21 protein-coding genes and 4 tRNA genes are annotated in these 24038 nt (G+C 57.0%); 19 read left to right on the top strand and 6 right to left on the bottom strand.

The window, feature by feature from the left end:
• The first annotated feature begins 4 nt into the window (after positions 1–4).
• The 10 genes from rffA to IM303_RS20900 all read left to right on the top strand — a co-directional run bounded on the left by rffA (position 5) and on the right by IM303_RS20900 (position 7701).
• Positions 5–1135, top strand: a complete 1131-nt coding sequence (gene rffA, locus IM303_RS20945) for a dTDP-4-amino-4,6-dideoxygalactose transaminase (protein WP_041911819.1) — start codon at positions 5–7, stop codon at positions 1133–1135.
• Between the two features lies 1 nt (position 1136).
• Positions 1137–2387: a lipid III flippase WzxE gene (wzxE, locus tag IM303_RS20940; protein ID WP_192972114.1), complete on the top strand. Its 1251-nt coding sequence runs from the start codon at positions 1137–1139 to the stop codon at positions 2385–2387.
• Positions 2384–3463 carry a TDP-N-acetylfucosamine:lipid II N-acetylfucosaminyltransferase gene (locus tag IM303_RS20935; protein WP_136344181.1) on the top strand — a complete coding sequence of 360 codons (1080 nt, stop codon included), beginning with the start codon at positions 2384–2386 and terminating at the stop codon, positions 3461–3463. The genes wzxE and IM303_RS20935 overlap by 4 nt, the downstream gene beginning before the upstream one ends.
• A complete protein-coding gene (gene wzyE / locus IM303_RS20930; protein WP_028014806.1) occupies positions 3460–4812 on the top strand; it encodes an ECA oligosaccharide polymerase in 1353 nt (450 codons plus the stop codon). The genes IM303_RS20935 and wzyE overlap by 4 nt, the downstream gene beginning before the upstream one ends.
• A gap of 12 nt (positions 4813–4824) precedes the next feature.
• On the top strand, positions 4825–5565 hold the full coding sequence (gene wecG / locus IM303_RS20925; RefSeq protein ID WP_045631338.1) for a lipopolysaccharide N-acetylmannosaminouronosyltransferase: 741 nt from the start codon (positions 4825–4827) through the stop codon (positions 5563–5565).
• A 197-nt stretch (positions 5566–5762) separates the two neighbouring features.
• Positions 5763–7148, top strand: coding sequence for an amino acid permease (locus IM303_RS20920; RefSeq protein WP_041911824.1), 1386 nt, complete (start codon positions 5763–5765; stop codon positions 7146–7148).
• A 102-nt stretch (positions 7149–7250) separates the two neighbouring features.
• Positions 7251–7327 (top strand) — tRNA-Arg (locus IM303_RS20915).
• A gap of 68 nt (positions 7328–7395) precedes the next feature.
• Positions 7396–7471, top strand: a tRNA-His gene (locus IM303_RS20910).
• A 21-nt stretch (positions 7472–7492) separates the two neighbouring features.
• Positions 7493–7578, top strand: a tRNA-Leu gene (locus IM303_RS20905).
• A 46-nt stretch (positions 7579–7624) separates the two neighbouring features.
• Positions 7625–7701, top strand: a tRNA-Pro gene (locus IM303_RS20900).
• Between the two features lie 506 nt (positions 7702–8207).
• Here the strand turns inward: IM303_RS20900 and IM303_RS20895 are convergent.
• The 5 genes from IM303_RS20895 to hemC all read right to left on the bottom strand — a co-directional run bounded on the left by IM303_RS20895 (position 8208) and on the right by hemC (position 13699).
• The gene (locus IM303_RS20895; protein WP_126346138.1) at positions 8208–9419 is read right to left on the bottom strand and encodes an MFS transporter; all 1212 of its coding nucleotides are present in this window, start codon (positions 9417–9419) and stop codon (positions 8208–8210) included.
• A gap of 173 nt (positions 9420–9592) precedes the next feature.
• Complete coding sequence (gene hemY, locus IM303_RS20890; RefSeq protein ID WP_028014802.1) at positions 9593–10792, bottom strand: protoheme IX biogenesis protein HemY; 1200 nt, start codon at positions 10790–10792, stop codon at positions 9593–9595.
• A 2-nt stretch (positions 10793–10794) separates the two neighbouring features.
• Entirely contained in the window at positions 10795–12000 is a 1206-nt protein-coding gene (gene hemX, locus IM303_RS20885) for a uroporphyrinogen-III C-methyltransferase (RefSeq protein ID WP_193360227.1), read from the bottom strand.
• A 20-nt stretch (positions 12001–12020) separates the two neighbouring features.
• Entirely contained in the window at positions 12021–12761 is a 741-nt protein-coding gene (hemD, locus tag IM303_RS20880) for a uroporphyrinogen-III synthase (RefSeq protein WP_063155592.1), read from the bottom strand.
• Positions 12758–13699, bottom strand: coding sequence for a hydroxymethylbilane synthase (gene hemC / locus IM303_RS20875; protein WP_032644935.1), 942 nt, complete (start codon positions 13697–13699; stop codon positions 12758–12760). The genes hemD and hemC overlap by 4 nt, the downstream gene beginning before the upstream one ends.
• 350 nt (positions 13700–14049) lie before the next feature.
• Between hemC and cyaA the strand changes: the two genes are divergently transcribed.
• Complete coding sequence (gene cyaA, locus IM303_RS20870; RefSeq protein WP_028014798.1) at positions 14050–16593, top strand: class I adenylate cyclase; 2544 nt, start codon at positions 14050–14052, stop codon at positions 16591–16593.
• 43 nt (positions 16594–16636) lie between these two features.
• On the opposite strand, the gene cyaY is transcribed toward cyaA, so the two are convergent.
• The gene (gene cyaY / locus IM303_RS20865) at positions 16637–16957 is read right to left on the bottom strand and encodes an iron donor protein CyaY (protein WP_003860816.1); all 321 of its coding nucleotides are present in this window, start codon (positions 16955–16957) and stop codon (positions 16637–16639) included.
• A gap of 135 nt (positions 16958–17092) precedes the next feature.
• Between cyaY and IM303_RS20860 the strand changes: the two genes are divergently transcribed.
• The 8 genes from IM303_RS20860 (at position 17093) to corA (ending at position 24024) form a co-directional block, all read left to right on the top strand.
• Positions 17093–17296, top strand: coding sequence for a lipoprotein (locus IM303_RS20860; RefSeq protein ID WP_041911830.1), 204 nt, complete (start codon positions 17093–17095; stop codon positions 17294–17296).
• A gap of 35 nt (positions 17297–17331) precedes the next feature.
• Complete coding sequence (dapF, locus tag IM303_RS20855) at positions 17332–18156, top strand: diaminopimelate epimerase (RefSeq protein ID WP_041911831.1); 825 nt, start codon at positions 17332–17334, stop codon at positions 18154–18156.
• A complete protein-coding gene (locus IM303_RS20850) occupies positions 18153–18860 on the top strand; it encodes a DUF484 domain-containing protein (protein ID WP_045260992.1) in 708 nt (235 codons plus the stop codon). The genes dapF and IM303_RS20850 overlap by 4 nt, the downstream gene beginning before the upstream one ends.
• A complete protein-coding gene (xerC, locus tag IM303_RS20845; protein ID WP_032644794.1) occupies positions 18857–19759 on the top strand; it encodes a tyrosine recombinase XerC in 903 nt (300 codons plus the stop codon). Before IM303_RS20850 ends, xerC begins: the two co-directional genes overlap by 4 nt.
• The gene (gene yigB / locus IM303_RS20840; RefSeq protein WP_193360226.1) at positions 19759–20475 is read left to right on the top strand and encodes a 5-amino-6-(5-phospho-D-ribitylamino)uracil phosphatase YigB; all 717 of its coding nucleotides are present in this window, start codon (positions 19759–19761) and stop codon (positions 20473–20475) included. Before xerC ends, yigB begins: the two co-directional genes overlap by 1 nt.
• A gap of 79 nt (positions 20476–20554) precedes the next feature.
• Positions 20555–22717: a DNA helicase II gene (uvrD, locus tag IM303_RS20835; protein ID WP_045631335.1), complete on the top strand. Its 2163-nt coding sequence runs from the start codon at positions 20555–20557 to the stop codon at positions 22715–22717.
• 149 nt (positions 22718–22866) lie between these two features.
• Positions 22867–22923, top strand: coding sequence for a YsgD/CorL family protein (gene ysgD / locus IM303_RS22310; protein ID WP_212743980.1), 57 nt, complete (start codon positions 22867–22869; stop codon positions 22921–22923).
• Positions 22924–23073: 150 nt separating this feature from the next.
• On the top strand, positions 23074–24024 hold the full coding sequence (corA, locus tag IM303_RS20830; RefSeq protein WP_008501540.1) for a magnesium/cobalt transporter CorA: 951 nt from the start codon (positions 23074–23076) through the stop codon (positions 24022–24024).
• Positions 24025–24038 lie beyond the last annotated feature (14 nt).

The raw sequence follows: 24038 nt of genomic DNA, 5'->3' as shown, positions 1-24038 counted from the left end.
CAAGATGATTCCATTTAACGCACCACCCGTCGTGGGAACCGAGCTCGACTATATGCAGTCTGCCATGGGCAGCGGCAAACTCTGCGGTGACGGCGGTTTTACCCGTCGCTGTCAGCAGTGGATGGAGCAGCGTTTTCGCAGTGCTAAAGTGCTGCTGACCCCGTCCTGCACGGCATCGCTGGAAATGGCGGCCCTGCTGCTGGATATCCAGCCCGGTGATGAAGTGATCATGCCGAGCTATACCTTCGTCTCTACCGCGAATGCATTTGTCCTGCGCGGAGCGAAAATCGTCTTTGTGGATATCCGCCCGGACACCATGAACATTGATGAGACGCTGATTGAAGCGGCGATCACCGACAAAACGCGTGCGATTGTGCCGGTTCACTACGCGGGCGTGGCCTGTGAAATGGACACCATCATGGCAATCGCCAAAAAGCACAACCTGTTTGTGGTAGAAGATGCCGCGCAGGGCGTGATGTCCACCTACAAGGGGCGCGCGCTGGGCACCATCGGCCACATCGGCTGCTTCAGCTTCCACGAAACGAAAAACTACACTGCCGGCGGTGAGGGCGGTGCGACGCTGATTAACGATCGTGCCCTGGTTGAGCGTGCGGAAGTGATCCGTGAAAAAGGCACCAACCGCAGCCAATTCTTCCGCGGTCAGGTTGATAAGTACACCTGGCGCGATATCGGCTCAAGCTATCTGATGGCCGACCTGCAGGCAGCGTACCTGTGGGCACAGCTGGAAGCGGCAGAGCGAATTAATCTCCAGCGCCTGTCCCTGTGGCAAACCTATTACGATGCGCTTGAGCCGCTGGCAAAAGCCGGACGTATTGAGCTGCCAACCATTCCGGCCGATTGCGTCCACAACGCCCACATGTTTTACATCAAGCTGCGCGATAACGACGATCGCAGCCAGCTCATCGCCTGGCTGAAAGAGGCCGAAATTATGGCGGTCTTCCACTATATTCCGCTGCACTCCAGCCCAGCGGGCGAAGCGTTTGGAATGTTCGCAGGTGAAGACCGTTACACCACGAAAGAAAGTGAGCGTTTGCTTCGCCTGCCACTGTTCTTCAACCTCGCGCCAGTTAACCAGCGTACGGTGATCAATACCCTTCTGAGCTATTTCGGCTGATATGTCTCTGGCAAAAGCATCGGTGTGGACCGCCGCGTCCACGCTTGTAAAAATTGGTGCCGGACTGCTGGTCGTCAAGCTGCTGGCCGTCTCATTCGGCCCTTCAGGCGTCGGGCTGGCGGGCAACTTCCGCCAGCTTGTTACCGTCCTTGGGGTGCTGGCCGGTGCCGGGATCTTCAACGGCGTGACCAAATACGTTGCTCAGTATCATGATGATGCGGCCCAGCTTCGCAGGGTAGTGGGCACCGCGTCGGCAATGGTCACGGGCTTTTCGACCCTGCTGGCGATTGTGTTTCTGCTGGCCGCGGCGCCCATTAGCCAGGGATTGTTCGGGCACACCCATTATCAGGGGCTGGTGCGTCTGGTCGCGCTGGTCCAGATGGGCATTGCCTGGGCCAACCTGCTGCTGGCGCTGATGAAAGGTTTTCGCGATGCTGCCGGGAACGCGCTTGCGCTCATCCTGGGTAGCGTCATCGGCGTGATTGCCTATTATTTCTGCTACCGCCTGGGCGGCTATGAAGGCGCACTGCTTGGGCTGGCGCTGGTTCCGGCACTGGTTGTTGTGCCTGCGGCGTTCATGCTGATGCGCCAGGGCGTTATTCCTCTGAGCTACCTGAAACCGCAATGGGACAAGGTGCTTGCCAGCCAGCTGGGTAAGTTTACCCTGATGGCGCTCATTACTTCCGTCACGCTGCCGGTGGCCTACGTGATGATGCGAAACCTGCTGGCGGCGCATTACAGCTGGGATGAGGTGGGGATCTGGCAGGGCGTAAGCAGTATTTCCGATGCTTACCTCCAGTTTATAACGGCTTCCTTTAGCGTTTATTTGCTGCCAACCTTATCGCGTCTGACGTCCAGGCAGGATATTACCCGCGAAATTTTCCGCTCCCTGCTTTTTGTATTACCCGCAGTGGCGGCGGCCAGTTTGACCGTCTGGTTATTGCGTGATGTCGCCATCTGGCTGCTGTTCTCGGCGAAGTTTACCGCCATGCGCGATCTTTTTGCCTGGCAACTGGTGGGTGATGTGCTGAAAGTGGGTGCTTACGTTTTCGGCTATCTGGTGATTGCGAAAGCCTCGCTGCGGCTGTATATCCTCGCGGAGGTTAGCCAGTTTGCATTGCTGACAGCATTTTCGCACTGGCTGATACCCGCGCACGGTGCGCTGGGGGCGGCTCAGGCCTATATGGCAACCTATATCGTTTATTTCGCTGCCTGCTGCGGCGTATTTTTATTGTGGCGTAAACGCGCATGACTGCACTGATTCACATCCTGGGATCGGATATCCCACACCATAACCAGACCGTTTTGCGGTTCTTCAACGACGAGCTGGCATCGGGCAATCCTGATGCGCGCGAGTTTATGGTTGCAGGTCAGGATAATGGCCTGAGCGCGGCGTTTCCGGCGCTGACAATCACCTTCTGGCCGGATAAAGCTAGCCTGGCGAAGGCGGTTATTACCAAAGCCAAAGCGGATCGTGAGCAACGTTTCTTTTTCCACGGGCAGTTCAATACCGGCCTGTGGCTGGCTCTGCTCAGCGGGGGAATTAAACCCTCCCAGTGCAGCTGGCATATCTGGGGAGCCGATCTCTACGAAGTCTCGCGCGGCTGGAAATTCCGTCTTTTCTATCCGCTGCGTCGCATGGCGCAGGGAAGGGTGGGCCGCGTTTTTGCCACCCGTGGCGATCTGAATTATTTTGCGAAGCAGCACCCTAACGTGCGCGGTGAGCTACTCTATTTCCCAACCCGTATGGATCCGGCGCTGAACACCATGGCGAATGACGCGGTTCGCGAAGGCAAGCTGACGGTGCTGGTGGGGAATTCCGGCGACCGCAGTAACGAACATGTCGCCGCGCTCCGGGCGGTACACCAGCAGTTTGGCGACACGGTGAACGTGGTGGTGCCGATGGGTTATCCGGCCAACAACGACGCCTACATTGATGAGGTTCGCCAGCAGGGGCTTGCGTTATTCAGCGAAGAAAATCTGCACATTCTCAGCGAAAAGCTGGAGTTTGATGACTATCTTGCGCTGCTGCGAAAATGCGATCTGGGCTATTTCATCTTTGCTCGCCAGCAGGGGATTGGTACGCTGTGCCTGCTGATTCAGGCGGGTGTACCGTGCGTGCTTAATCGTGAAAACCCGTTCTGGCAGGACATGGCCGAGCAGCATATTCCGGTGTTGTTCACCTCAGACGCGCTGAATGTCGAAGTGGTACGTGAAGCACAACGCCAGCTCACGCTGGTGGATAAAAATAGCATCGACTTTTTCAGCCCGAATTACCTCACGCCGTGGCACCGCGCGCTGCGTATCGCTTCAGGAGACAACGCATGAGTCAGTTGCAGTTTAGCGGCTTACTGGTTGTCTGGCTTCTGAGCACGCTATTTATCGCCACGCTCACCTGGTTTGAGTTCCGCCGGGTGCGCTTCAACTTTAACGTGTTCTTCTCGTTACTGTTTTTGCTGACCTTCTTTTTCGGCTTCCCGCTGACCAGCATTCTGGTCTTCCGTTTTGACGTGAGCGTCGCGCCGCCGGAAATTCTTCTCCAGGCCCTGCTGGCGGCGACCTGCTTCTATGGTGTTTACTACGTCACCTATAAAACGCGTCTGCGACCAGCGCAGGCCGCTGCCCCGCGTCGGGCGCTCTTTACCATGAACCGGGTGGAGACCCATCTGACGTGGGTGATGCTCATGACCATCGCCCTGGTTAGCGTCGGCATCTTCTTCATGCATAACGGCTTCCTGCTGTTTAAGCTCCACTCCTACAGCCAGATTTTTTCGGCTGAAGTCTCAGGCGTGGCGCTTAAGCGATTCTTCTATTTCTTCATCCCGGCGATGCTGGTGATCTTCTTCCTTCGCCAGGACAGCAAGGCATGGCTGTTCTTCCTGGTCAGTACGGTTGCGTTCGGTATCCTGACCTACATGATCGTGGGCGGTACGCGTGCCAACATTATCATCGCTTTCGCTATCTTCCTCTTCATCGGCATCATCCGCGGCTGGATCTCGCTGTGGATGCTGGTTGCGGCAGGGGTATTTGGCATTGTGGGGATGTTCTGGCTGGCGCTGAAGCGCTACGGGATGAACGTGGCGGGCGACGAGGCGTTTTACACGTTCCTCTACCTGACGCGCGACACCTTCTCGCCGTGGGAAAACCTGGCATTGTTGCTGCAAAACTACGACAAAATTGATTTCCAGGGGCTGGCGCCGATTGTGCGCGATTTCTACGTCTTTATCCCGAGCTGGCTGTGGCCGGACCGCCCTGGCGTAGTACTCAATACCGCGAACTATTTTACCTGGGAAGTGCTGAACAACCATTCGGGCCTGGCGATCTCGCCAACCTTGATTGGTTCCCTGGTGGTTATGGGGGGAGGCTGGTTTATCCTGCCGGGCGCGTTTGTCGTAGGGTTGATTATTAAGTGGTTTGACTGGCTTTACGTGCGCGGTAACGAAGAGACCAACCGCTATAAAGCGGCCATTTTGCACAGTTTCTGCTTTGGTGCCATTTTCAATATGATCGTTCTGGCGCGCGAGGGGCTGGACTCGTTCGTTTCGCGCGTGGTGTTCTTCATGGTCGTTTTTGGCATCTGCCTGTTACTGGCCAAACTGTTGTACTGGCTGTTCGACAGCGCAGGGCTTGTGCACAAGCGTGAGCCACAGGGCAGCACAACGCTGTCGCAAGTCTGAGTAGGGAAAGTAATGACTGATAAAACTTCTGCACCGCGCTATGCGCTTCGTGGTTTGCAGCTGATTGGCTGGCGCGACATGCAGCACGCGCTGGATTTTCTGTTCGCCGACGGGCAGATGAAATCCGGTACGCTGGTCGCTATCAATGCGGAAAAGATGCTGGCGGTGGAAGATAACGCCGAAGTCAAAAGCCTGATAGAAGCGGCTGAATTTAAATACGCGGACGGTATCAGCGTGGTCCGCTCTATCCGTAAAAAATATCCTGACGCTAATGTATCTCGCGTGGCGGGTGCCGATCTCTGGGAGCAGCTTATGGCCCGCGCTGGCGCGGAGGGTACGCCGGTGTTCCTGATTGGCGGTAAGCCTGAGGTGCTGGCCGAGACCGAAGAGAAACTGCGTCGTCAATGGAATGTTAATATCGTTGGCAGCCAGAATGGTTACTTCAAGCCTGAAGACCAGCAGGCTTTGTTTGCCCGCGTGCGCGACAGCGGGGCAAAAATCGTCACCGTGGCGATGGGGTCCCCGCGCCAGGAGATCCTGATGCGCGACTGCCGTCTGGTCTGCCCGGATGCGCTTTATATGGGCGTCGGCGGCACCTACGATGTCTTTACCGGCCACGTGAAGCGCGCGCCGAAGATTTGGCAAAATATGGGGCTGGAGTGGCTCTACCGCCTGCTCTCCCAACCCACCCGCATTAAACGACAGATTCGACTGCTTCGCTACCTCACCTGGCACTATACCGGTAAAATGTAATCAAAATGTAGCGCGATATGCTGTTCGCGCTGCAACTCACCTGCAAAACTGCTGATAATTTGTGCAATGCATTCATTTTTTTAATGCATCGTTTGCCATTTGGCCGATTTTAAGAAACCATTCGCACCGTATTTTAGTACCCCTAAAAAACAATAACCGGTATTAAGCCGGGAAACAGCAAACACAATCGAGGATCTATGGCAGAGAAACAACCGGAGCTACAGCGTGGGCTGGAAGCTCGTCATATCGAACTGATAGCGCTGGGGGGCACTATCGGCGTTGGCCTGTTTATGGGCTCCGCAAGCACCCTCAAATGGGCAGGCCCTTCCGTATTACTGGCGTATATCATCGCCGGGCTGTTTGTTTTCTTCATCATGCGCTCAATGGGCGAAATGCTCTTTCTGGAGCCGGTGACCGGTTCCTTCGCCGTTTACGCACACCGTTATATGAGCCCGTTCTTCGGCTACCTGACGGCCTGGTCATACTGGTTTATGTGGATGGCGGTGGGCATCTCTGAAATCACCGCCATAGGGGTTTACGTCCAGTTCTGGTTCCCGGACATGGTCCAGTGGATACCGGCACTCATTGCCGTGGGGCTGGTGGCGCTGGCAAACCTGGCCGCCGTGCGCCTTTACGGTGAAATCGAGTTCTGGTTTGCGATGATCAAAGTAACCACCATCATCGTGATGATTGTTATTGGCCTGGGCGTGATTTTCTATGGCTTTGGCAACGGCGGACACGCCATCGGCTTTGGCAACCTGACTGAACACGGCGGTTTCTTCGCCGGCGGCTGGAAGGGCTTCCTGACGGCGCTGTGTATTGTTGTGGCCTCGTATCAGGGCGTGGAACTGATCGGGATTACCGCCGGGGAAGCGAAAAACCCGCAGGTTACGCTGCGTAGCGCGGTGGGCAAAGTGCTGTGGCGCATCCTGATTTTCTACGTGGGCGCAATCTTCGTTATTGTGACCATCTTCCCGTGGAACGAAATCGGCACGACGGGGAGCCCGTTCGTATTAACCTTTGCGAAGATTGGGATTACAGCAGCAGCGGGTATCATCAACTTTGTGGTCCTGACGGCAGCGCTTTCAGGCTGTAACAGCGGGATGTACAGCTGTGGCCGTATGCTCTACGCGCTCTCGAAAAATAACCAGCTGCCTGCGGCAATGAGTAAAGTCTCACGTGCTGGCGTGCCGGTAGCGGGCGTCGCGGTCTCCATTGTCATCCTGCTGATTGGCTCCTGCCTGAATTACATCATCCCTAATCCGCAGCGCGTGTTTGTTTATGTCTACAGCGCCAGCGTGCTGCCGGGCATGGTGCCGTGGTTTGTTATCCTCATTAGCCAGCTGCGTTTTCGCCATGCGCATAAAAAAGCGATCGCCAGCCATCCGTTCCGCTCGATCCTTTTCCCGTATGCGAACTATTTGACGATGGCGTTCCTGATTTGCGTATTAATTGGAATGTACTTTAATGAAGATACCCGCATGTCGCTGTTTGTCGGGCTGATCTTCCTGGCGGCAGTGACGGCCGCGTATAAGCTTTTTGGCCTGGGTCGCCGTGCCACCACGCAGAAAGTGGAGGAATAAGCGGCAAAATGTGCAAACCATAACCAAACGCGCATTTTTTTCAAAAAAGCACTAGACAGCGGGGACGGAGGTACGTAATATCCAGCCCCGCAACGGCGCTAAGCGCCCGTAGCTCAGCTGGATAGAGCGCTGCCCTCCGGAGGCAGAGGTCTCAGGTTCGAATCCTGTCGGGCGCGCCATTTTAGTTCCCGGCGCTAGAGCTGCGGTGGTCTGAGAAGTAGTCAGTACCGCGTGAAAGAATACAGTGGTGGCTATAGCTCAGTTGGTAGAGCCCTGGATTGTGATTCCAGTTGTCGTGGGTTCGAATCCCATTAGCCACCCCATTATTGAAAGAGTTGTGAATTGCGAAGGTGGCGGAATTGGTAGACGCGCTAGCTTCAGGTGTTAGTGTCCTTAGGATGTGGGGGTTCGAGTCCCCCCCCTCGCACCACGACTTTTTAAATGAATTGAACTAAAAATTCAAAAAAGCAGTACATCGGCGAGTAGCGCAGCTTGGTAGCGCAACTGGTTTGGGACCAGTGGGTCGGAGGTTCGAATCCTCTCTCGCCGACCAATTTTGAACCCCGCTTCGGCGGGGTTTTTTGTTTTCTGTAAGTTTTCTCCCCTGTCGTTATCTCCAGAAAGTACCCTTTATCATTGTCGCGATTCAGTGACATGCAAACCATTGAAAATAAGATAAATAATTATTTGTGGGATTTACTGTCTCTTCCTGGCGACATATTTCTGCTTTTGCCGATACGCTATGAAGCTTCAGAGGCTACTTAACAGCATAATTTCCTTTTATCTTAAAATGTTGCGCCATGTAAAAGTTCTGCGTGTAAATCTGGCACGTTACGTGCAATAATATACGCGTAGATGCTCATTCCATCTCTTATGTTCGCCTTAGTGTCTCATAAACTCAGGAATGACGCAGAGCCATTTACGGTGCTTATCGTCCACTGACAGATGTCGCTTCGGCCTCATCAGACACCATGGACATAACGTTGAGTGAAGCACCAAATATGTTGTCTTACAGACCTGTTTTAACGCCTGCTTTTATAGCAGGCGTTTTTTTATGTCTTATTCCCGATACCCACGCATGATCAGGGCGACCAACAGCAGGGCGGCTGACGAGACCGTATAGAGCGCCAGCACTGAGCCAAGACCAACAGCCACTATCGCTGTAATGCCGGTGAAAAGCGAGGCGCTGAGCGTTTGCCAGCGCCAGGCTTTACCGCTGGCTGACGCGGTTTGCGTGATATGAAAACTGCTGAGTACGCCAAACGTGCCGGCTGCGAAGAGAACGTTTGAGGCCAGATGCGCGATAAAGATCATCCCCAGCGCACATGCCATCCACCCGGAAAACAACGGCAGCATTCCATAAGCGGCAAGAAAAATACCGAGACAAACGATGATTCGCGGCGTGTGGACGGCAAAGCGCGTCAGGCTCTCTTTTTTTAGCAGCATGGGGCCGCAAAGTTGCCCCATGCTCCTTGCGAAAAGCAGAGGCAGAGCAAGGCCCGCCGCATCCTGAGGATGGAGCTGCTGCGCCAGGGCCGGAAGTAGCGCCATAGCCGGTGAGCCGACGGCCGCCAGCGCCGGCAAAATGAGCAGGCTGCGCTTTTGCCGAACGGTCAACGTCCGCCAGCGCAGTGGCGCGTGGGCTGCCTCTTCACCGGGGAGAGGTAGCAATGGCGCAGAAAACCGCCGCCCAGCCAGCCACAGCAGCAGCAGCGACCCGAGAAAACTGGCGGCATCAATAGCCAGCAAGGTAAACACGGAGGTCTGCTTGAATAGCACCACGCCGAGTCCAGTACCTAATAACACCTGAGAAGCAAAAATCACATTTTCCAGACAGGTCGCAGCAGGCAGCTCTGTTTCGCTAAGTCCGCGTTTAAAGAGCAATGTCAGCGCGGGCCAGCTCATCCCGCTGAGCAGCGCTTCGGTGGATTGCACGGCGAGTAGCGAGGCAATGCTGTGATAACCCGCACCGAGCAGGGGGAAGAGCAGGGCGAGCAATCCCAGCCCCTCGGTCACTATCAGCAGGAATACTGGAGAATAGCGCGAGCACAGCTTTTCGCCGATCGCGCTGCCGATGAATCCCGGAACCGTTGCGAAAAGAAAAGCGAGGGTGAGCAGGGCGGGCGGGGCCGACCACGCTAACAGTAAACCAAAGACCACGACCTGGGTTAAACCATTTCCCAGCGAAGAAAAGATAAAAGCACAGGCAAGCAGGCGCAGCCAGCGGTGGCAGCGCAGCGCTTCAATAAGCGCATACAAAAGCGAGTTCATGAAGATTTCCTTTCAAAAACGATTTAATCCACGCTGCAGAAAGTGCGCGTGTGTGAAAAAAGGTTAATGAAAAGACATCGTTACATTGGCGGGTTCGTTTGCAGATGTGGGTGTAAAGAATGTAGCAGGAGAAAGGCGATAAAAAAAGGAGGCCGTCTGGCCTCCTTTTTTATTTATTGCGGGTTACCGTTATTTTGCAGCGTCAGCAACAGCCCATCGCGCCGCATGGCGGCCGCCTCTTCTGGCTTATGCTGTTTGTCCAGCGTATCGGCAAGCCACGCGTAGTCAAACGCGTCCGGACGCTGTTTCAGTGCCGCACGGAAGGCCAGGCTCGCCTCTTGCCATTCGCCGTGCTTCATCAGCGACTGGCCCAGGGTACTCCACAGTAGCGGACGGTCACCGACGGTTTTGATCTGCTGGCGCAGCACTTTTTCGACCTGCTCAGGGTTATTGGTTTTCAGGCGCGGGATCACCATGACCAGGCGATCATCGTACTGGCGCTTCAGGCCGTCGAGAAGGATCTCCTGGGCAGTGTCATGATCGTCACATTCAATAAGATGTTCCGCCATGGCCACCTGCAGGGGGACCTGCTGGCGCGTTTTCCGGCTCTGATTCTTCCACCAGGTTTTCAGGCCTTCGCTGCCCAGGTCGGCGCGCGCCTGATCCATCAGGCCAATCCATGCCAGACGTTGAAGTTCATCACGATGTTCATCATCACCCACCTCGGCCTTCGCCATCGACGGGATGATGTCCAGCAACGAGCCCCACGCTCCGGTACGAATATAGGCCTGCTCCGCAAGGCGCAGGACTTCCGGATGACGCGGTGCGATTTCCAGCAGACGGTCAATGCCGTGGCGCGCCGCGTGGTTCTCATTGCGCGCGAGCTGCAGGCGGACGCGGGTAATTTCCACTGGAATCGGGTCGCCAGACGCCAGTTCTGACGCGCGTTCCAGATGCTGGTTAGCGCGGGCTTCATCACCGCGCTGCTGCGCCGCTTCGGCGGCCAGAAGATAGTTCACCACCGGCTGTTCCGCGTGATCGGCGTTTTTCGACATCAGCTTTTCAACTTGCTGGTAATCGCCTTCGGCCAGCTTTAGCAGTGCCTGTTCCGTTTGCTTACGGGCGCGGCGACGCTTACGGCCAACGAACCAGCCGCGGGTATGGGCACCGGTGCGGAAAATACGGCGCAGGATCCATTCAACGGCAAGCAGGACCACGACGCCGAGGATCAGAACGATCGCCAGACCCGTTACGCTGGTTTCAATGTTGTAGTTATCGGTCTGGATCAGGACGTATCCCTGATGACCCGCAAGCATCGGGCCCAGGACGATCCCGGCGATCAGCAGGATGAAGAGTAAAAGGACTTTTAGCATCATTACTCTCCCTGTGGCGCGCTTTCTGGCGCTGGTGCCGCCGCTGCCGCCGCTGCCGGCGCTGTGCCGGTCTGCCCGGCCGGAACGCCCGGCTGCGCCAGCAGGTTACGCACGCGCGTCTGCATCAGCTTCTCCAGAATCGGCTGGCTGGCCAGTTTATCCGGCACGTTCATGGTGATGTTCTGCTGGCTCAGCTTGTCGATATCTTCGAGGAAGGCGGTGGTCGTTGCATCATCGGTGTTGTAGTAGGCGCGTACCCACGTCGAGACGTTATCCAGCGCCTGTTTGTACGTTTCTTCCTGATGGCGCGGCACGGCCTGCGCCGCGACCAGCAGGCGGGAACGGATGTTTTCGCGCAGATAGATATCCTGATTCGGCGCTAACAGCGGTACGGCGGTTTCATCGCGACGGCGGATGGTGATGAAGCTGTCCATAAAGTTCTGCCAGCTTTTCTGCAGGTTTATGCGCCATTCGCTCAGGGAGCTGGACAGCTCGGTACCGTCAGAGTCCATCGGGGAGTCGTCGTCATTGTTATCCGCCAGCTGCAGATTATCTATTTGATTCGAAAGCTGGTTCACCTTGAGGATAATGCCGTCGTAATCCACCTGTGAAACGGCGGAGAGGCTGGCGATATCTTCGGTAATCGCACGGCGCGCGGTAATGAGGCTCGGATCGTTCATGTCGGCCAGGCTCGCATCGGCGCTTTTCAGCAGCGCGGCGGCGGTGGTCACGTCCTGATCGCTCCACAGCTTACGCCCGGCGAGTTTGACGAGGAAATCGGCCTGCGAGAGCAGCCAGGTTTTGGCATCGGTGCCGGAGATCGTGGCGACTTTCTGCTGTACTTCGCCCAGCTGTTTGGTCAGCTCTTCCTGTTTGCTGTTCGCCTCGGCAAGCGCGGCGGCCTGCTGCTTAATCACCGCTTCCAGCTCGGTTTTCTGCGTTTCCTGCGCTTTTTGCAGGGAGGTAAGCTGATTGACCAGCGTATCGCTGGTGGCCGTCTGGTTAGCACTCTGTTGCTTTACCAGACCATACAGGCCGACGCCTGCTGCCAGCGCAATGGCGATGGCAATCGCGCTCAGCGCGAGGCTGGTTTTATTGCTGCCGTTTTTCTTCTCAGCGGTTTTCTCAGTCGTCTCTGGCTGTGGCGTTGTCTCCACAGTCTCCCTGGTCTCTTCAACCACGGCGGAGGATTTTTCGTGTTCCGTCATTATGGCTTCCCATTTGAGAGTTATTGTAATGCGCGCAGCAGCGCATCGTTGTCGGCGTTATCAGCGATCCGAATATCCTGCCAGCCCAGTTCCCGGGCGAGGTTCGCCAGACGCTCACTGACGACCAGAAGCCGACAGCGGAGTAACCAGTTTTCGCGATACCAACTCGGTATCAGCGACCAAAGCTGTTGTAACATTTCACCGCTGGTGACCACCAGCGTATTAATACCGCGCGCGTGCCAGCGCATCGCCTCTTCTGCACCGTCGTAGTGTTTCGCACAGCGCTGGTAGCACTCAACAAACGTCACGTCAGCCCCGCGTTCCCGCAGCGTTTCACCCAGCAGTTCGCGGCCACCGTTGCCGCGCAAAATGAGCGCGCGCTTTCCGGCAATAGTTTGTAATTCAGGTAATTGTAGCAAGACTTCGCTGATTTCCCGATCCAACGGGTAGCGAACGTCTGTTCCACTCACGGTATGTAAGGCCAGCGCGGTGGTTCTGCCGATAGCGAAATAGCGCGGAGCGGTCGGCCAGCGTGTCCCCGCCTGTTGCAGCTGCGCATGGGCAAATTCCACGGCATGCTGCGATAGCGCAAACAGCAGGTCGCCTTCCTGCAGGGTATTCATCTGGTCGGCGAGCGCAGAGAGCTCCCGACCGGGGGAGAATTCAATGAGCGGAAAACTCCAGGCCACCTGCCCCAGTGCGCGCAGACGGCTCACTAACTGCTCTCCTGCGGGAGAAGGGCGGGTGACAAGAATACTCATGCAGGGGGTTCTCCGTTATAGACCTCGGCCAGAATTTCACGCGCGCCGTTATTCAGCAGCTCTTCCGCCAGCGACACGCCAAGCGCTTCGGCATCCTGCGGCTTGCCGCGACGTTCGCCGCGCACCATCTGTGAACCGTCCGGCGCGCCCACCAGCGCACGCAGCCACAGTTCACCGTCTGTTAATTCAGCATAGCTGCCAATCGGCACCTGACACCCGCCTTCGAGGCGAGTATTCATCGCCCGCTCGGCTTTTACGCGGGTTGCGGTCTCGTCATGGTTCAGCGGAGCGAGCAGCTCGCGGGTACGCGCATCGTCCAGACGGCACTCAATACCGACGGCGCCCTGGCCGACGGCCGGCAGCGACAGCTCTGGCGGCAACGCCACGCGAATGCGTTCCTCCAGCCCCAGGCGCTTCAGGCCTGCAACCGCAAGAATAATGGCATCGTAATCGCCGTTATCCAGCTTGCCCAGACGCGTGCCAACGTTACCGCGCAGCGAGCGGATGATAAGGTCAGGACGACGCTCCGCCAGCTGACACTGACGGCGTAAACTGGACGTGCCAACCACGCTACCCGCCGGCAGCGCGTCGAGCGAGTCATAGTGATTCGAGACAAACGCGTCACGCGGATCTTCGCGCTCGCAGATGGTCACCAGCCCCAGCCCTTCCGGGAACTCGACGGGCACGTCTTTCATCGAATGTACGGCGATATCGGCGCGGTTCTCAAGCAATGCCAGTTCCAGCTCTTTGACAAACAGGCCCTTGCCGCCCACTTTCGCCAGCGGCGTATCCAGAATCACGTCACCGCGCGTGACCATCGGCACCAGCTCGACGCGCAATCCACTGTGGCAGGCTTCAAGGCGCTGCTTAACATAATGTGCCTGCCAGAGCGCGAGAGGGCTTTGGCGTGTGGCAATTCTCAAAACATTGTCTAACATGCTTGTTACCGTCATTATCAATCGCTAACCATCCTAACATTGTTGACTCTGGGATGGCAGTTTTACGGTTGATGAAGCGTGAGAGGGACAAGGCGGCGTATTCGTCAGCCATAGCCGTATTCAGGAATTTACACGTACAGAACGGTGCTACACTTGTATGTAGCGCATCTTTCTTTACGGTCAACCGGCAAGGTGTTAAATTGATCACGTTTTAGACCATTTTTTCGTCGGTACCACCATAATGACAAGGGCGAAAAAAGGGTAACGGTTATCTTTTTGAAATACTGCGGGCTCGCTGTTATTCGTGTTTTGAATAGCTTACGACACCCGGAAACATCAGGCGATACGTCTTGTACCTCTATATTGAGACTCTGAAACAGAGACTGGATGCCATAAATCAACTGCGTGTGGATCGCGCGCTTGCTGCCATGGGCCCTGCTTTCCAGCAGGTATACAGTCTGCTGCCGACATTATTGCACTATCACCACCCGCTGATGCCTGGCTACCTTGATGGTAACGTTCCCCAGGGCATTTGCCTCTTCACGCCTGATGAAACCCAACAGCATTATTTGAACGAGCTGGAACTCTACCGCGGCATGCCGCCTCAGGTTTCTCCGAAAGGTGAACTGCCGATTACCGGCGTTTACTCGATGGGGAGCACCTCATCGGTAGGGCAGAGCTGTTCTTCGGATCTGGATATCTGGGTCTGCCATCAATCCTGGCTCGATAACGAAGAGCGCCAGCTGCTGCAGCGTAAATGCAGCCTGCTGGAAAGCTGGGCGGCCTCGCTTGGCGTGGAAGTGAGCTTCTTCCTGATTGATGAAAACCGTTTCCGCCATAATGAAAGCGGCAGTCTGGGTGGTGAGGACTGCGGCTCGACTCAGCACATCCTGTTGCTGGATGAATTTTACCGTACTGCCGTTCGTCTGGCCGGGAAGCGTATTCTGTGGAATATGGTCCCGTGCGAAGAAGAAGAGCATTACGACGACTACGTCATGTCGCTTTACGCGCAGGGCGTACTGACGCCAAACGAATGGCTGGATCTGGGCGGCCTCAGCTCCCTGTCCGCCGAAGAGTACTTTGGCGCAAGCCTCTGGCAGCTCTACAAGAGCATTGATTCACCGTACAAAGCGGTGCTGAAAACCCTGCTGCTTGAAGCCTACTCGTGGGAATACCCTACGCCGCGCCTGCTGGCGAAAGATATCAAGCAGCGCCTGCACGATGGCGAGATTGTCTCCTACGGGCTCGACGCCTACTGCATGATGCTGGAGCGCGTTACCGAATACCTGAAAGCCATTGATGACACCACGCGTCTTGACCTGGTGCGTCGATGTTTCTATCTCAAAGTCTGTGAGAAGTTGAGCCGCGAGCGCGCCTGCGTGGGCTGGCGTCGTGAAGTGGTCAGTCAGTTAGTAAAAGAGTGGGGATGGGACGAAGCGCGTCTGTCCATGCTCGACAACCGGGCCAACTGGAAAATCGATCAGGTGCGTGAAGCGCACAACGAACTGCTCGACGCGATGATGCAAAGCTACCGTAACCTGATCCGCTTTGCGCGCCGCAATAATCTTAGCGTCTCCGCCAGCCCGCAGGATATCGGGGTGTTAACCCGTAAGCTGTACGCCGCGTTTGAAGCGCTGCCGGGCAAAGTGACCCTGGTTAACCCGCAGATTTCGCCTGACCTGTCTGAACCAAACCTGACCTTTATCTATGTGCCGCCGGGCCGCGCGAACCGGACCGGGTGGTATCTGTACAACCGTGCGCCAAGCATGGATTCGATTATCAGCCATCAGCCGCTGGAATATAACCGCTATCTGAACAAGCTGGTGGCGTGGGCCTGGTTTAACGGCCTGCTGACCTCGCGCACGCGCCTGTTTATCAAAGGCAATGAGGTTGTCGATTTAGCCAAGCTGCAGGAGATGGTGGCGGATGTCTCGCACCACTTCCCGCTGCGTCTGCCTGCGCCGACGCCAAAAGCGCTCTACAGCCCGTGCGAGATCCGTCACCTGGCAATCATCGTTAACCTGGAGTACGACCCGACGGCGGCCTTCCGCAATCAGGTAGTCCATTTTGACTTCCGCAAGCTGGACGTCTTCAGCTTTGGCGAGCAGCAAAACTGCCTGGTGGGCAGCGTAGACCTGCTGTACCGCAACTCGTGGAACGAAGTGCGTACCCTGCACTTCAACGGCGAGCAGGCGATGATTGAAGCGCTGAAAACCATTCTCGGCAAGATGCACCAGGATGCCGCGCCGCCGGACAGCGTGGAAGTGTTCTGCTACAGCCAGCATCTGCGTGGGTTGATTCGTACCCGCGTGCAGCAGCTGGTCTCTGAATGCATCGAACTGCGCCTCTCCAGCACCCGTCAGGAAACCGGGCGCTTTAAAGCGCTGCGCGTCTCCGGGCAGACGTGGGGCCTGTTCTTCGAGCGTCTGAACGTGTCGGTGCAGAAGCTGGAAAACGCCATCGAGTTCTACGGCGCGATTTCGCATAACAAGCTGCACGGCCTGTCGGTTCAGGTGGAAACCAACCACGTCAAGCTGCCGCAGGTGGTGGATGGCTTTGCCAGTGAAGGGATTATTCAGTTCTTCTTTGAAGAGTCGGGCGACGATGCCGGGTTCAACATCTACATTCTGGATGAGACCAACCGCGCCGAGGTGTATCACCACTGTGAAGGCAGCAAAGAGGAGCTGGTGCGCGACGTCAGCCGCTTCTACTCTTCCTCGCATGACCGTTTCACCTACGGTTCCAGCTTTATCAACTTCAACCTGCCGCAGTTCTACCAGATTGTGAACGTGGATGGGCGAGCGCAGGTGATCCCGTTCCGTACGCAGGCGATTACCCCTGCGGCGCCTGCGAATCAGGATACCGCACCGCTGTTGCAGCAGTATTTCTCCTGAGGCTTTTCGCCCGGTAAGGCGCAGCCGCCACCGGGCAACAAAACTACCTGAAACTCACGTCCTCGCCCGCCTGCGCGGTCGCCGCCTGTTCCAGCAGATCCCAGAACGTTTCGCCGCTGCGATCGCAAACCCACTCGTCACCCTTCAAATCAAAGTGATAGCCGCCCTGTTTGGCCGCCAGCCACACCTGGTGAAGCGGCTCCTGACGGTTAATAATAATTTTGCTGCCGTTTTCGAAGCTCAGGGTCAGAATGCCGCCGTTGATTTCACAATCGATATCGCTGTCGCCGTCCCAGTCGTCGATACGTTCTTCGATGGTCATCCACAGGGTGTCGGCAAGGCGATGGAATTCACTGTCGTTCATGGTTTTGTTCCTGTTTTTCGTGATGGCGGCAGTATAACGCTAAATAATTCCCGTTGCAGGAAAGCGGCAAACTCTTGCTTTTGTGTCTTCTCCTGCGATGATAGAAACAGATTTGAACTTACGGGCAACTTTATAATGAAAAACGCTTTCCGAACGCTTGCCGTTCTCATCACGCTGTTTAGCCTGACCGGCTGCGGACTGAAGGGACCACTCTACTTCCCGCCTGCGGATAAAACCGCGCCGCCGCCGACAAAACCGGTTAACAGCGGCATCGAGTCTTCCACGCCAAAGACTAACGATCGTGGCGATAACGGCGGTCCGACTCAGGTTAACCTCTGACGACAACGTTCTGTACCCGCGCAATGGAGCAAATGATGCAGTTCTCTAAAATGCATGGCCTTGGCAACGATTTTATGGTCGTCGACGCGGTAACGCAGAATGTGTTTTTCTCCCCGGAACTGATCCGCCGCCTGGCGGATCGGCACGTGGGCGTGGGGTTCGATCAGCTGCTGGTGGTTGAGCCGCCCTACGATCCTGACCTCGATTTCCACTACCGTATTTTCAACGCTGACGGCAGTGAGGTTAACCAGTGCGGCAATGGCGCGCGCTGTTTCGCCCGCTTTGTCCGCCTGAAAGGGCTCACCAATAAGCGCGATATCCGCGTCAGTACCGCCAACGGTCGTATGGTGCTCAGCGTTACCGACGATGAACTGGTGCGCGTCAATATGGGCGAGCCTAACTTCGAGCCTTCCGCCGTGCCGTTTCGCGCAAACAAAGCGGAAAAGACCTATATTATGCGGGCGGCCGAGCAGACAGTATTGTGCGGCGTTGTCTCGATGGGTAACCCGCACTGCGTGATTCAGGTGGATGACGTGGAAACCGCGGCGGTCGAAACGCTCGGTCCGGTTCTGGAGAGCCACGAGCGGTTCCCGGAGCGGGCGAACATCGGCTTTATGCAGGTGGTGAAGCGTGAACACATCCGTCTGCGGGTTTACGAGCGCGGCGCGGGCGAAACCCAGGCCTGCGGAAGCGGCGCCTGTGCGGCGGTGGCCGTCGGTATCTCCCAGGGGTTACTGGCAGAAGAGGTTCGCGTGGAATTACCGGGCGGGCGTCTTGATATCGCCTGGAAAGGAGCGGGTCATCCACTGTACATGACTGGCCCGGCGACACATGTTTATGACGGGTTTATCCATCTATGAAACAACCAGGGGAAGAACTGCAGGAAACAGTGACGGAACTGGACGACAGCGCTGTTGTTGATTATCTGCTGAACAATCCTGAGTTTTTTATTCGCAATGCACGCGTCGTCGAACGAATGCGCGTGCCGCATCCGGTTCGCGGGACCGTGTCGCTGGTTGAATGGCACATGGCGCGCGCGCGTAACCACATCAACCAGCTTGAAGAGAACATGACGCTGCTGATGGAGCAGGCCAGCACCAACGAAAGCCTGTTCTATCGCCTTCTGCACCTGCAGGCGCGTCTGGCCTCGGCGCACAGCCTTGAAGAGTTTCTCAGCCGCTTCCACCGCTGGGCGCGCGAGCTGGGGCTGGCAGGCGCAACGATTCGTCTGTTCCCTGACCGCTGGCGCATTGGCGCACCGTCGGGGTTCACCCATCTGGCGCTCAGCCGTCAGGCGTTTGAGCCGCTGCGCATTCAGCGCCTGGGCCATGAGCATCACTATCTGGGGCCGCTGAACGGACCTGAGCTGCTGGTAGTGCTGCCGGAAGCCAAAGCGATTGGCTCGGTAGCGATGTCGCTGATGGGGCGCGATGGCGACCTGGGGGTAATATTATTTACCAGCCGCGACGCGCACCACTATGAGCAGGGGCAAGCCACGCACCTGCTGCAGGAGATCGCCCTGATGCTGCCCGAGCTGCTGGAGCGCTGGATTGAACGCGTATGACGGACGGACTGCTCGCCACTGACGTCTCGCGGTTTCTGCGCTATCTCGGCGTGGAACGTCAGCTCAGCCCCATTACGCTGCTTAACTATCAGCGTCAGCTTGATGCCATCATGCAGATTGCCGAAGAAATCGGCCTGAAAAGCTGGCAACAATGTGACGCCGCCACGGTACGCGGGTTCGTCGTGCGTAGCCGTAAAAAAAATCTTAGCCCGGCGAGCCTTGCGCTCCGGCTCTCTGCCCTGCGCAGCTTCTTCGACTGGCTGGTCAGCCAGGGCGGCCTGAAAGCTAACCCGGCAAAAGGGATCGCCACGCCAAAAGCCCCGCGCCATCTGCCGAAAAATATCGACGTCGACGACGTAAACCGCCTGCTGGATATCGATCTAAACGATCCGCTCGCCGTGCGCGACCGCGCGATGCTGGAGGTAATGTACGGCGCGGGCCTGCGTCTCTCCGAACTGGTGAACCTCGACTTAAAGCATCTCGATCTGGAATCCGGCGAAGTGTGGGTGATGGGTAAGGGCAGCAAAGAGCGCCGCCTGCCGATTGGCCGCAACGCCGTCTCCTGGATTGAACACTGGCTGGATCTGCGCGGCCTGTTTGGCGCGGAAGAGGATGCGCTGTTTTTATCAAAGCTCGGCAAGCGGATCTCCGCGCGTAACGTGCAGAAGCGCTTTGCGGAGTGGGGCATCAAGCAGGGGCTGAACAGCCACGTGCATCCCCACAAGCTGCGCCACTCCTTTGCGACACACATGCTGGAATCGAGCGGCGATCTGCGTGGCGTACAGGAACTGCTTGGCCACGCGAATCTGTCGACCACTCAAATCTATACCCACTTAGACTTCCAACACCTTGCCTCGGTGTATGACGCGGCGCATCCACGCGCCAAACGGGGGAAATAATGCGTTTTTACCGCCCACTCGGTCAGATCTCAGCCCTGACGTTTGACCTTGATGACACCCTTTATGACAACCGCGAGGTGATCCTGCGTACCGAGCAGGAGTCGCTGGCGTTTGTGCAGAACTACCATCCCGCGCTGAAGGCGATGCAGAACAAGGACTTCCAGAAGCTGCGCCAGTCCCTGCGAGAGACCGAGCCGGACATTTACCACGACGTGACCGAATGGCGTCGTCGCGCGGTTGAGCAGGCGATGCTGAACGCGGGTCTGAGCGCACAGGATGCCGCCGTCGGTGCCGAAGCGGCAATGGAAAACTTCGCCAAATGGCGTAGCCGCATCGACGTGCCGCAGGAAACCCACTACACGCTGGCGAAGCTTGCCGAAAAGTGGCCGCTGGTGGCCATCACCAACGGCAATGCCCAGCCGGAGCTGTTTGGCCTCAGCGATTATTTTGAATTCGTGCTGCGCGCGGGTCCGCACGGGCGCGCGAAGCCGTTCAGCGACATGTACCATCTGGCAGCGGAGAAGCTTAACCTGCCGCTGGGTGAGATCCTGCACGTGGGCGATGACCTGACCACCGACGTGGCGGGTGCCATCCGCTGTGGCATGCAGGCCTGCTGGATCAAGCCAGAAAATGCGGAGCTGATGACCGCAACAGACAGCCGTCTTCTGCCGCACGTGGAAATTTCGCGGTTGGCATCCCTCACGACGCTGATATAATCATCAATTGTTCTGTATAAATTAACAGGGTTTTGGCGAGTGGAAACATTTGCCTGCCCGACATGACGTGACGGTGCCAATGGACGTTTCTTACCTGCTCGACAGCCTTAATGACAAACAGCGTGACGCGGTTGCCGCCTCGCGCACCAACCTGCTGGTTCTGGCTGGGGCGGGGAGTGGTAAGACACGCGTGCTGGTTCACCGTATCGCCTGGCTGCAGAGCGTGGAAAACTGCTCACCGTACTCGATTATGGCCGTGACGTTTACCAACAAGGCGGCGGCGGAGATGCGTCACCGTATCGCCCAGCTGATGGGCACCAGCCAGGGCGGCATGTGGGTTGGCACCTTCCACGGCCTGGCGCACCGTCTGCTGCGCGCGCACCATATGGACGCTAACCTGCCGCAGGATTTCCAGATCCTCGACAGCGAAGATCAGCTCCGCCTGCTGAAGCGCCTGATCAAGGCGATGAACCTCGACGAGAAGCAGTGGCCGCCGCGTCAGGCGATGTGGTACATCAACGGTCAGAAAGACGAAGGTCTGCGCCCGCACCACATTCAGAGCTTCGGTAACCCGGTCGAGCAGACCTGGCAGAACGTCTATAAGGCCTATCAGGAAGCGTGCGACCGCGCCGGCCTGGTGGATTTTGCCGAGCTGCTGCTGCGCGCCCACGAGCTGTGGCTCAACAAACCGCATATCCTGCAGCACTACCGCGAACGCTTCACCAACATCCTGGTGGACGAATTCCAGGATACCAACAACATCCAGTACGCGTGGATCCGCCTGCTGGCCGGAGATACCGGCAAGGTGATGATCGTGGGCGATGACGACCAGTCGATCTACGGCTGGCGCGGCGCGCAGGTGGAGAACATCCAGCGCTTCCTCAACGATTTTCCCGGCGCGGAAACCATCCGTCTGGAGCAGAACTATCGCTCAACCAGCAACATCCTGAGCGCGGCCAACGCCCTGATTGAGAACAACAACGGGCGTCTGGGCAAAAAGCTGTGGACCGACGGCGTCGACGGCGAACCGATCTCGATTTACTGCGCCTTCAACGAGCTCGACGAAGCGCGCTTCGTGGTGAACCGCATCAAAACCTGGCAGGACAACGGCGGCGCGCTGGAGCAGTGCGCCATTCTCTACCGCAGCAACGCCCAGTCGCGCGTGCTGGAAGAGGCGCTGCTGCAGGTGAGCATGCCGTACCGCATTTACGGCGGCATGCGATTCTTCGAACGTCAGGAGATCAAAGATGCGCTTTCGTATCTGCGCCTGATCGCCAACCGCAACGACGACGCGGCGTTTGAGCGCGTGGTGAACACGCCGACCCGCGGGATTGGCGACCGTACGCTGGACGTGGTGCGCCAGGCCTCGCGCGATCGCCAGCTGACGCTGTGGCAGGCGTGCCGCGAGCTGCTGCAGGAAAAAGCCCTCGCCGGACGTGCGGCCAGCGCGCTCCAGCGCTTCCTGGAATTAATTGATGCCCTGGCGCAGGAAACCGCCGACATGCCGCTGCACGTGCAGACCGACCGGGTGATTAAAGACTCCGGGCTGCGTACCATGTACGAGCAGGAAAAAGGCGAAAAGGGGCAGACCCGTATAGAGAACTTAGAGGAACTGGTCACGGCAACGCGCCAGTTCAGCTACAACGAAGAAGACGAAGACCTGATGCCGCTGCAGGCGTTCCTCTCTCACGCCGCGCTGGAGGCGGGTGAAGGGCAGGCGGACACCTGGCAGGACGCGGTTCAGCTGATGACCCTGCACTCCGCCAAAGGTCTGGAGTTCCCGCAGGTGTTTATCGTCGGCATGGAAGAGGGCATGTTCCCAAGCCAGATGTCGTTGGATGAAGGCGGGCGTCTGGAAGAAGAACGTCGTCTGGCTTACGTGGGCGTGACGCGAGCGATGCAGAAGCTGACGCTAACCTACGCCGAAACCCGCCGTCTGTACGGCAAAGAGGTCTATCACCGACCGTCGCGCTTCATCGGCGAACTGCCGGAAGAGTGCGTGGAAGAGGTACGTCTGCGCGCCAGCATCAGCCGTCCGGTTAGCCATCCGCGCATGGGCTCGCCGATCTCTGAAACCGACACCGGCTACAAGCTGGGCCAGCGCGTGCGCCATTCGAAGTTTGGCGAAGGTACCATTGTGAATCTGGAAGGCAGCGGCGAGCACAGCCGCCTGCAGGTCGCGTTCCAGGGGCAGGGGATCAAATGGCTGGTGGCGGCCTACGCGAAGCTGGAAACAGTCTAACATTCAGAAAAATATCATTATTTTGCAATAATCTGCTAGCCTTATACAGTGAAGGTCAATTAATGCCCTTCAGCGTTCCGTTGCGTGTTGACGCCACAGTTATTGCTGGCGTAACATGCGCGCACGATTACGCTAAGAGGACATTCGCCTTGGACACACCCAGTAGATACTGGCTCAATTCCCTGTCATCCAGGAACAACTCCTAAGGCTATCTCCTCATGCTGATGGCCTTAGTGGTTGTCAGCGACTGCATTATTCCCGTCGCGCTGAGTCAGGCTGTTTAATGGTCTGAAACCCAATTTGTTTCTGTGTGCCCACCGAACTGTCCGATATTTTTTGCATTGGGAGTCCCGGTCATGTTGAGCGCATTTCAACTCGAAAATAACCGACTGACTCGGCTTGAAGCCGAAGAGTCACAGCCCCTCATTGATGCCGTATGGGTGGATCTGGTCGAGCCGGACGACGATGAACGCCTTCGCGTACAATCTGAGCTGGGGCAAAGCCTGGCAACCCGCCCGGAACTGGAAGACATCGAAGCCTCCGCGCGTTTCTTTGAAGATGAAGACGGCCTGCACATTCACTCCTTCTTCTTCTTTGAAGATGCGGAAGATCACGCGGGCAACTCCACCGTGGCGTTTACCATTCGCGACGGTCGTCTGTTTACTCTGCGTGAACGCGAACTGCCGGCGTTTCGTCTCTACCGCATGCGCGCCCGCAGCCAGGCGATGGTGGACGGCAACGCTTACGAGCTGCTGCTCGATCTGTTCGAAACTAAAATTGAACAGCTGGCGGACGAAATTGAAAACATCTACAGCGATCTGGAAAAGCTGAGCCGCGTGATCATGGAAGGCCATCAGGGGGATGAGTACGACGAAGCGCTTTCGACGCTGGCAGAGCTGGAAGATATCGGCTGGAAGGTGCGTTTGTGTCTGATGGATACCCAGCGCGCGCTGAACTTTTTGGTGCGCAAGGCGCGTCTGCCGGGCGGTCAGCTGGAGCAGGCGCGTGAGATCTTACGCGATATCGAATCCCTGCTGCCGCACAACGAATCCCTGTTCCAGAAGGTGAACTTCCTGATGCAGGCGGCGATGGGCTTTATCAACATCGAGCAGAACCGCATCATCAAGATCTTCTCGGTAGTGTCCGTGGTGTTCCTGCCGCCGACGCTGGTGGCGTCCAGCTACGGGATGAACTTTGAGTTTATGCCGGAGCTGAAGTGGAGCTTTGGCTACCCGGGGGCGATTATCTTTATGATCCTCGCCGGGCTGGCACCATATCTGTACTTTAAGCGTCGGAACTGGCTGTAAAATCTGGCGGGTGG

The sequence above is a fragment of the Enterobacter cloacae complex sp. P38RS genome (assembly GCF_014930775.1).
Lineage (GTDB): Bacteria > Pseudomonadota > Gammaproteobacteria > Enterobacterales > Enterobacteriaceae > Enterobacter > Enterobacter bugandensis.
The sequence above is the reverse complement of the archived record's forward strand: the minus strand, read 5'-3'. Positions and strand labels throughout refer to the sequence as shown.

Coding starts and splice junctions, on each gene's coding strand:
- IM303_RS20895 (WP_126346138.1), bottom strand. CDS start 9,419: ATGAACTCGCTTTTGTATGCGCTTATTGAAGCGCTGCGCTGCCACCGC.
- IM303_RS20920 (WP_041911824.1), top strand. CDS start 5,763: ATGGCAGAGAAACAACCGGAGCTACAGCGTGGGCTGGAAGCTCGTCAT.
- hemC (WP_032644935.1), bottom strand. CDS start 13,699: ATGTTAGACAATGTTTTGAGAATTGCCACACGCCAAAGCCCTCTCGCG.
- hemY (WP_028014802.1), bottom strand. CDS start 10,792: ATGCTAAAAGTCCTTTTACTCTTCATCCTGCTGATCGCCGGGATCGTC.
- IM303_RS20935 (WP_136344181.1), top strand. CDS start 2,384: ATGACTGCACTGATTCACATCCTGGGATCGGATATCCCACACCATAAC.
- uvrD (WP_045631335.1), top strand. CDS start 20,555: ATGGACGTTTCTTACCTGCTCGACAGCCTTAATGACAAACAGCGTGAC.
- rffA (WP_041911819.1), top strand. CDS start 5: ATGATTCCATTTAACGCACCACCCGTCGTGGGAACCGAGCTCGACTAT.
- yigB (WP_193360226.1), top strand. CDS start 19,759: ATGCGTTTTTACCGCCCACTCGGTCAGATCTCAGCCCTGACGTTTGAC.
- corA (WP_008501540.1), top strand. CDS start 23,074: ATGTTGAGCGCATTTCAACTCGAAAATAACCGACTGACTCGGCTTGAA.
- wzxE (WP_192972114.1), top strand. CDS start 1,137: ATGTCTCTGGCAAAAGCATCGGTGTGGACCGCCGCGTCCACGCTTGTA.
- dapF (WP_041911831.1), top strand. CDS start 17,332: ATGCAGTTCTCTAAAATGCATGGCCTTGGCAACGATTTTATGGTCGTC.
- wecG (WP_045631338.1), top strand. CDS start 4,825: ATGACTGATAAAACTTCTGCACCGCGCTATGCGCTTCGTGGTTTGCAG.
- IM303_RS20860 (WP_041911830.1), top strand. CDS start 17,093: ATGAAAAACGCTTTCCGAACGCTTGCCGTTCTCATCACGCTGTTTAGC.
- hemD (WP_063155592.1), bottom strand. CDS start 12,761: ATGAGTATTCTTGTCACCCGCCCTTCTCCCGCAGGAGAGCAGTTAGTG.
- IM303_RS20850 (WP_045260992.1), top strand. CDS start 18,153: ATGAAACAACCAGGGGAAGAACTGCAGGAAACAGTGACGGAACTGGAC.
- cyaY (WP_003860816.1), bottom strand. CDS start 16,957: ATGAACGACAGTGAATTCCATCGCCTTGCCGACACCCTGTGGATGACC.
- xerC (WP_032644794.1), top strand. CDS start 18,857: ATGACGGACGGACTGCTCGCCACTGACGTCTCGCGGTTTCTGCGCTAT.
- wzyE (WP_028014806.1), top strand. CDS start 3,460: ATGAGTCAGTTGCAGTTTAGCGGCTTACTGGTTGTCTGGCTTCTGAGC.
- hemX (WP_193360227.1), bottom strand. CDS start 12,000: ATGACGGAACACGAAAAATCCTCCGCCGTGGTTGAAGAGACCAGGGAG.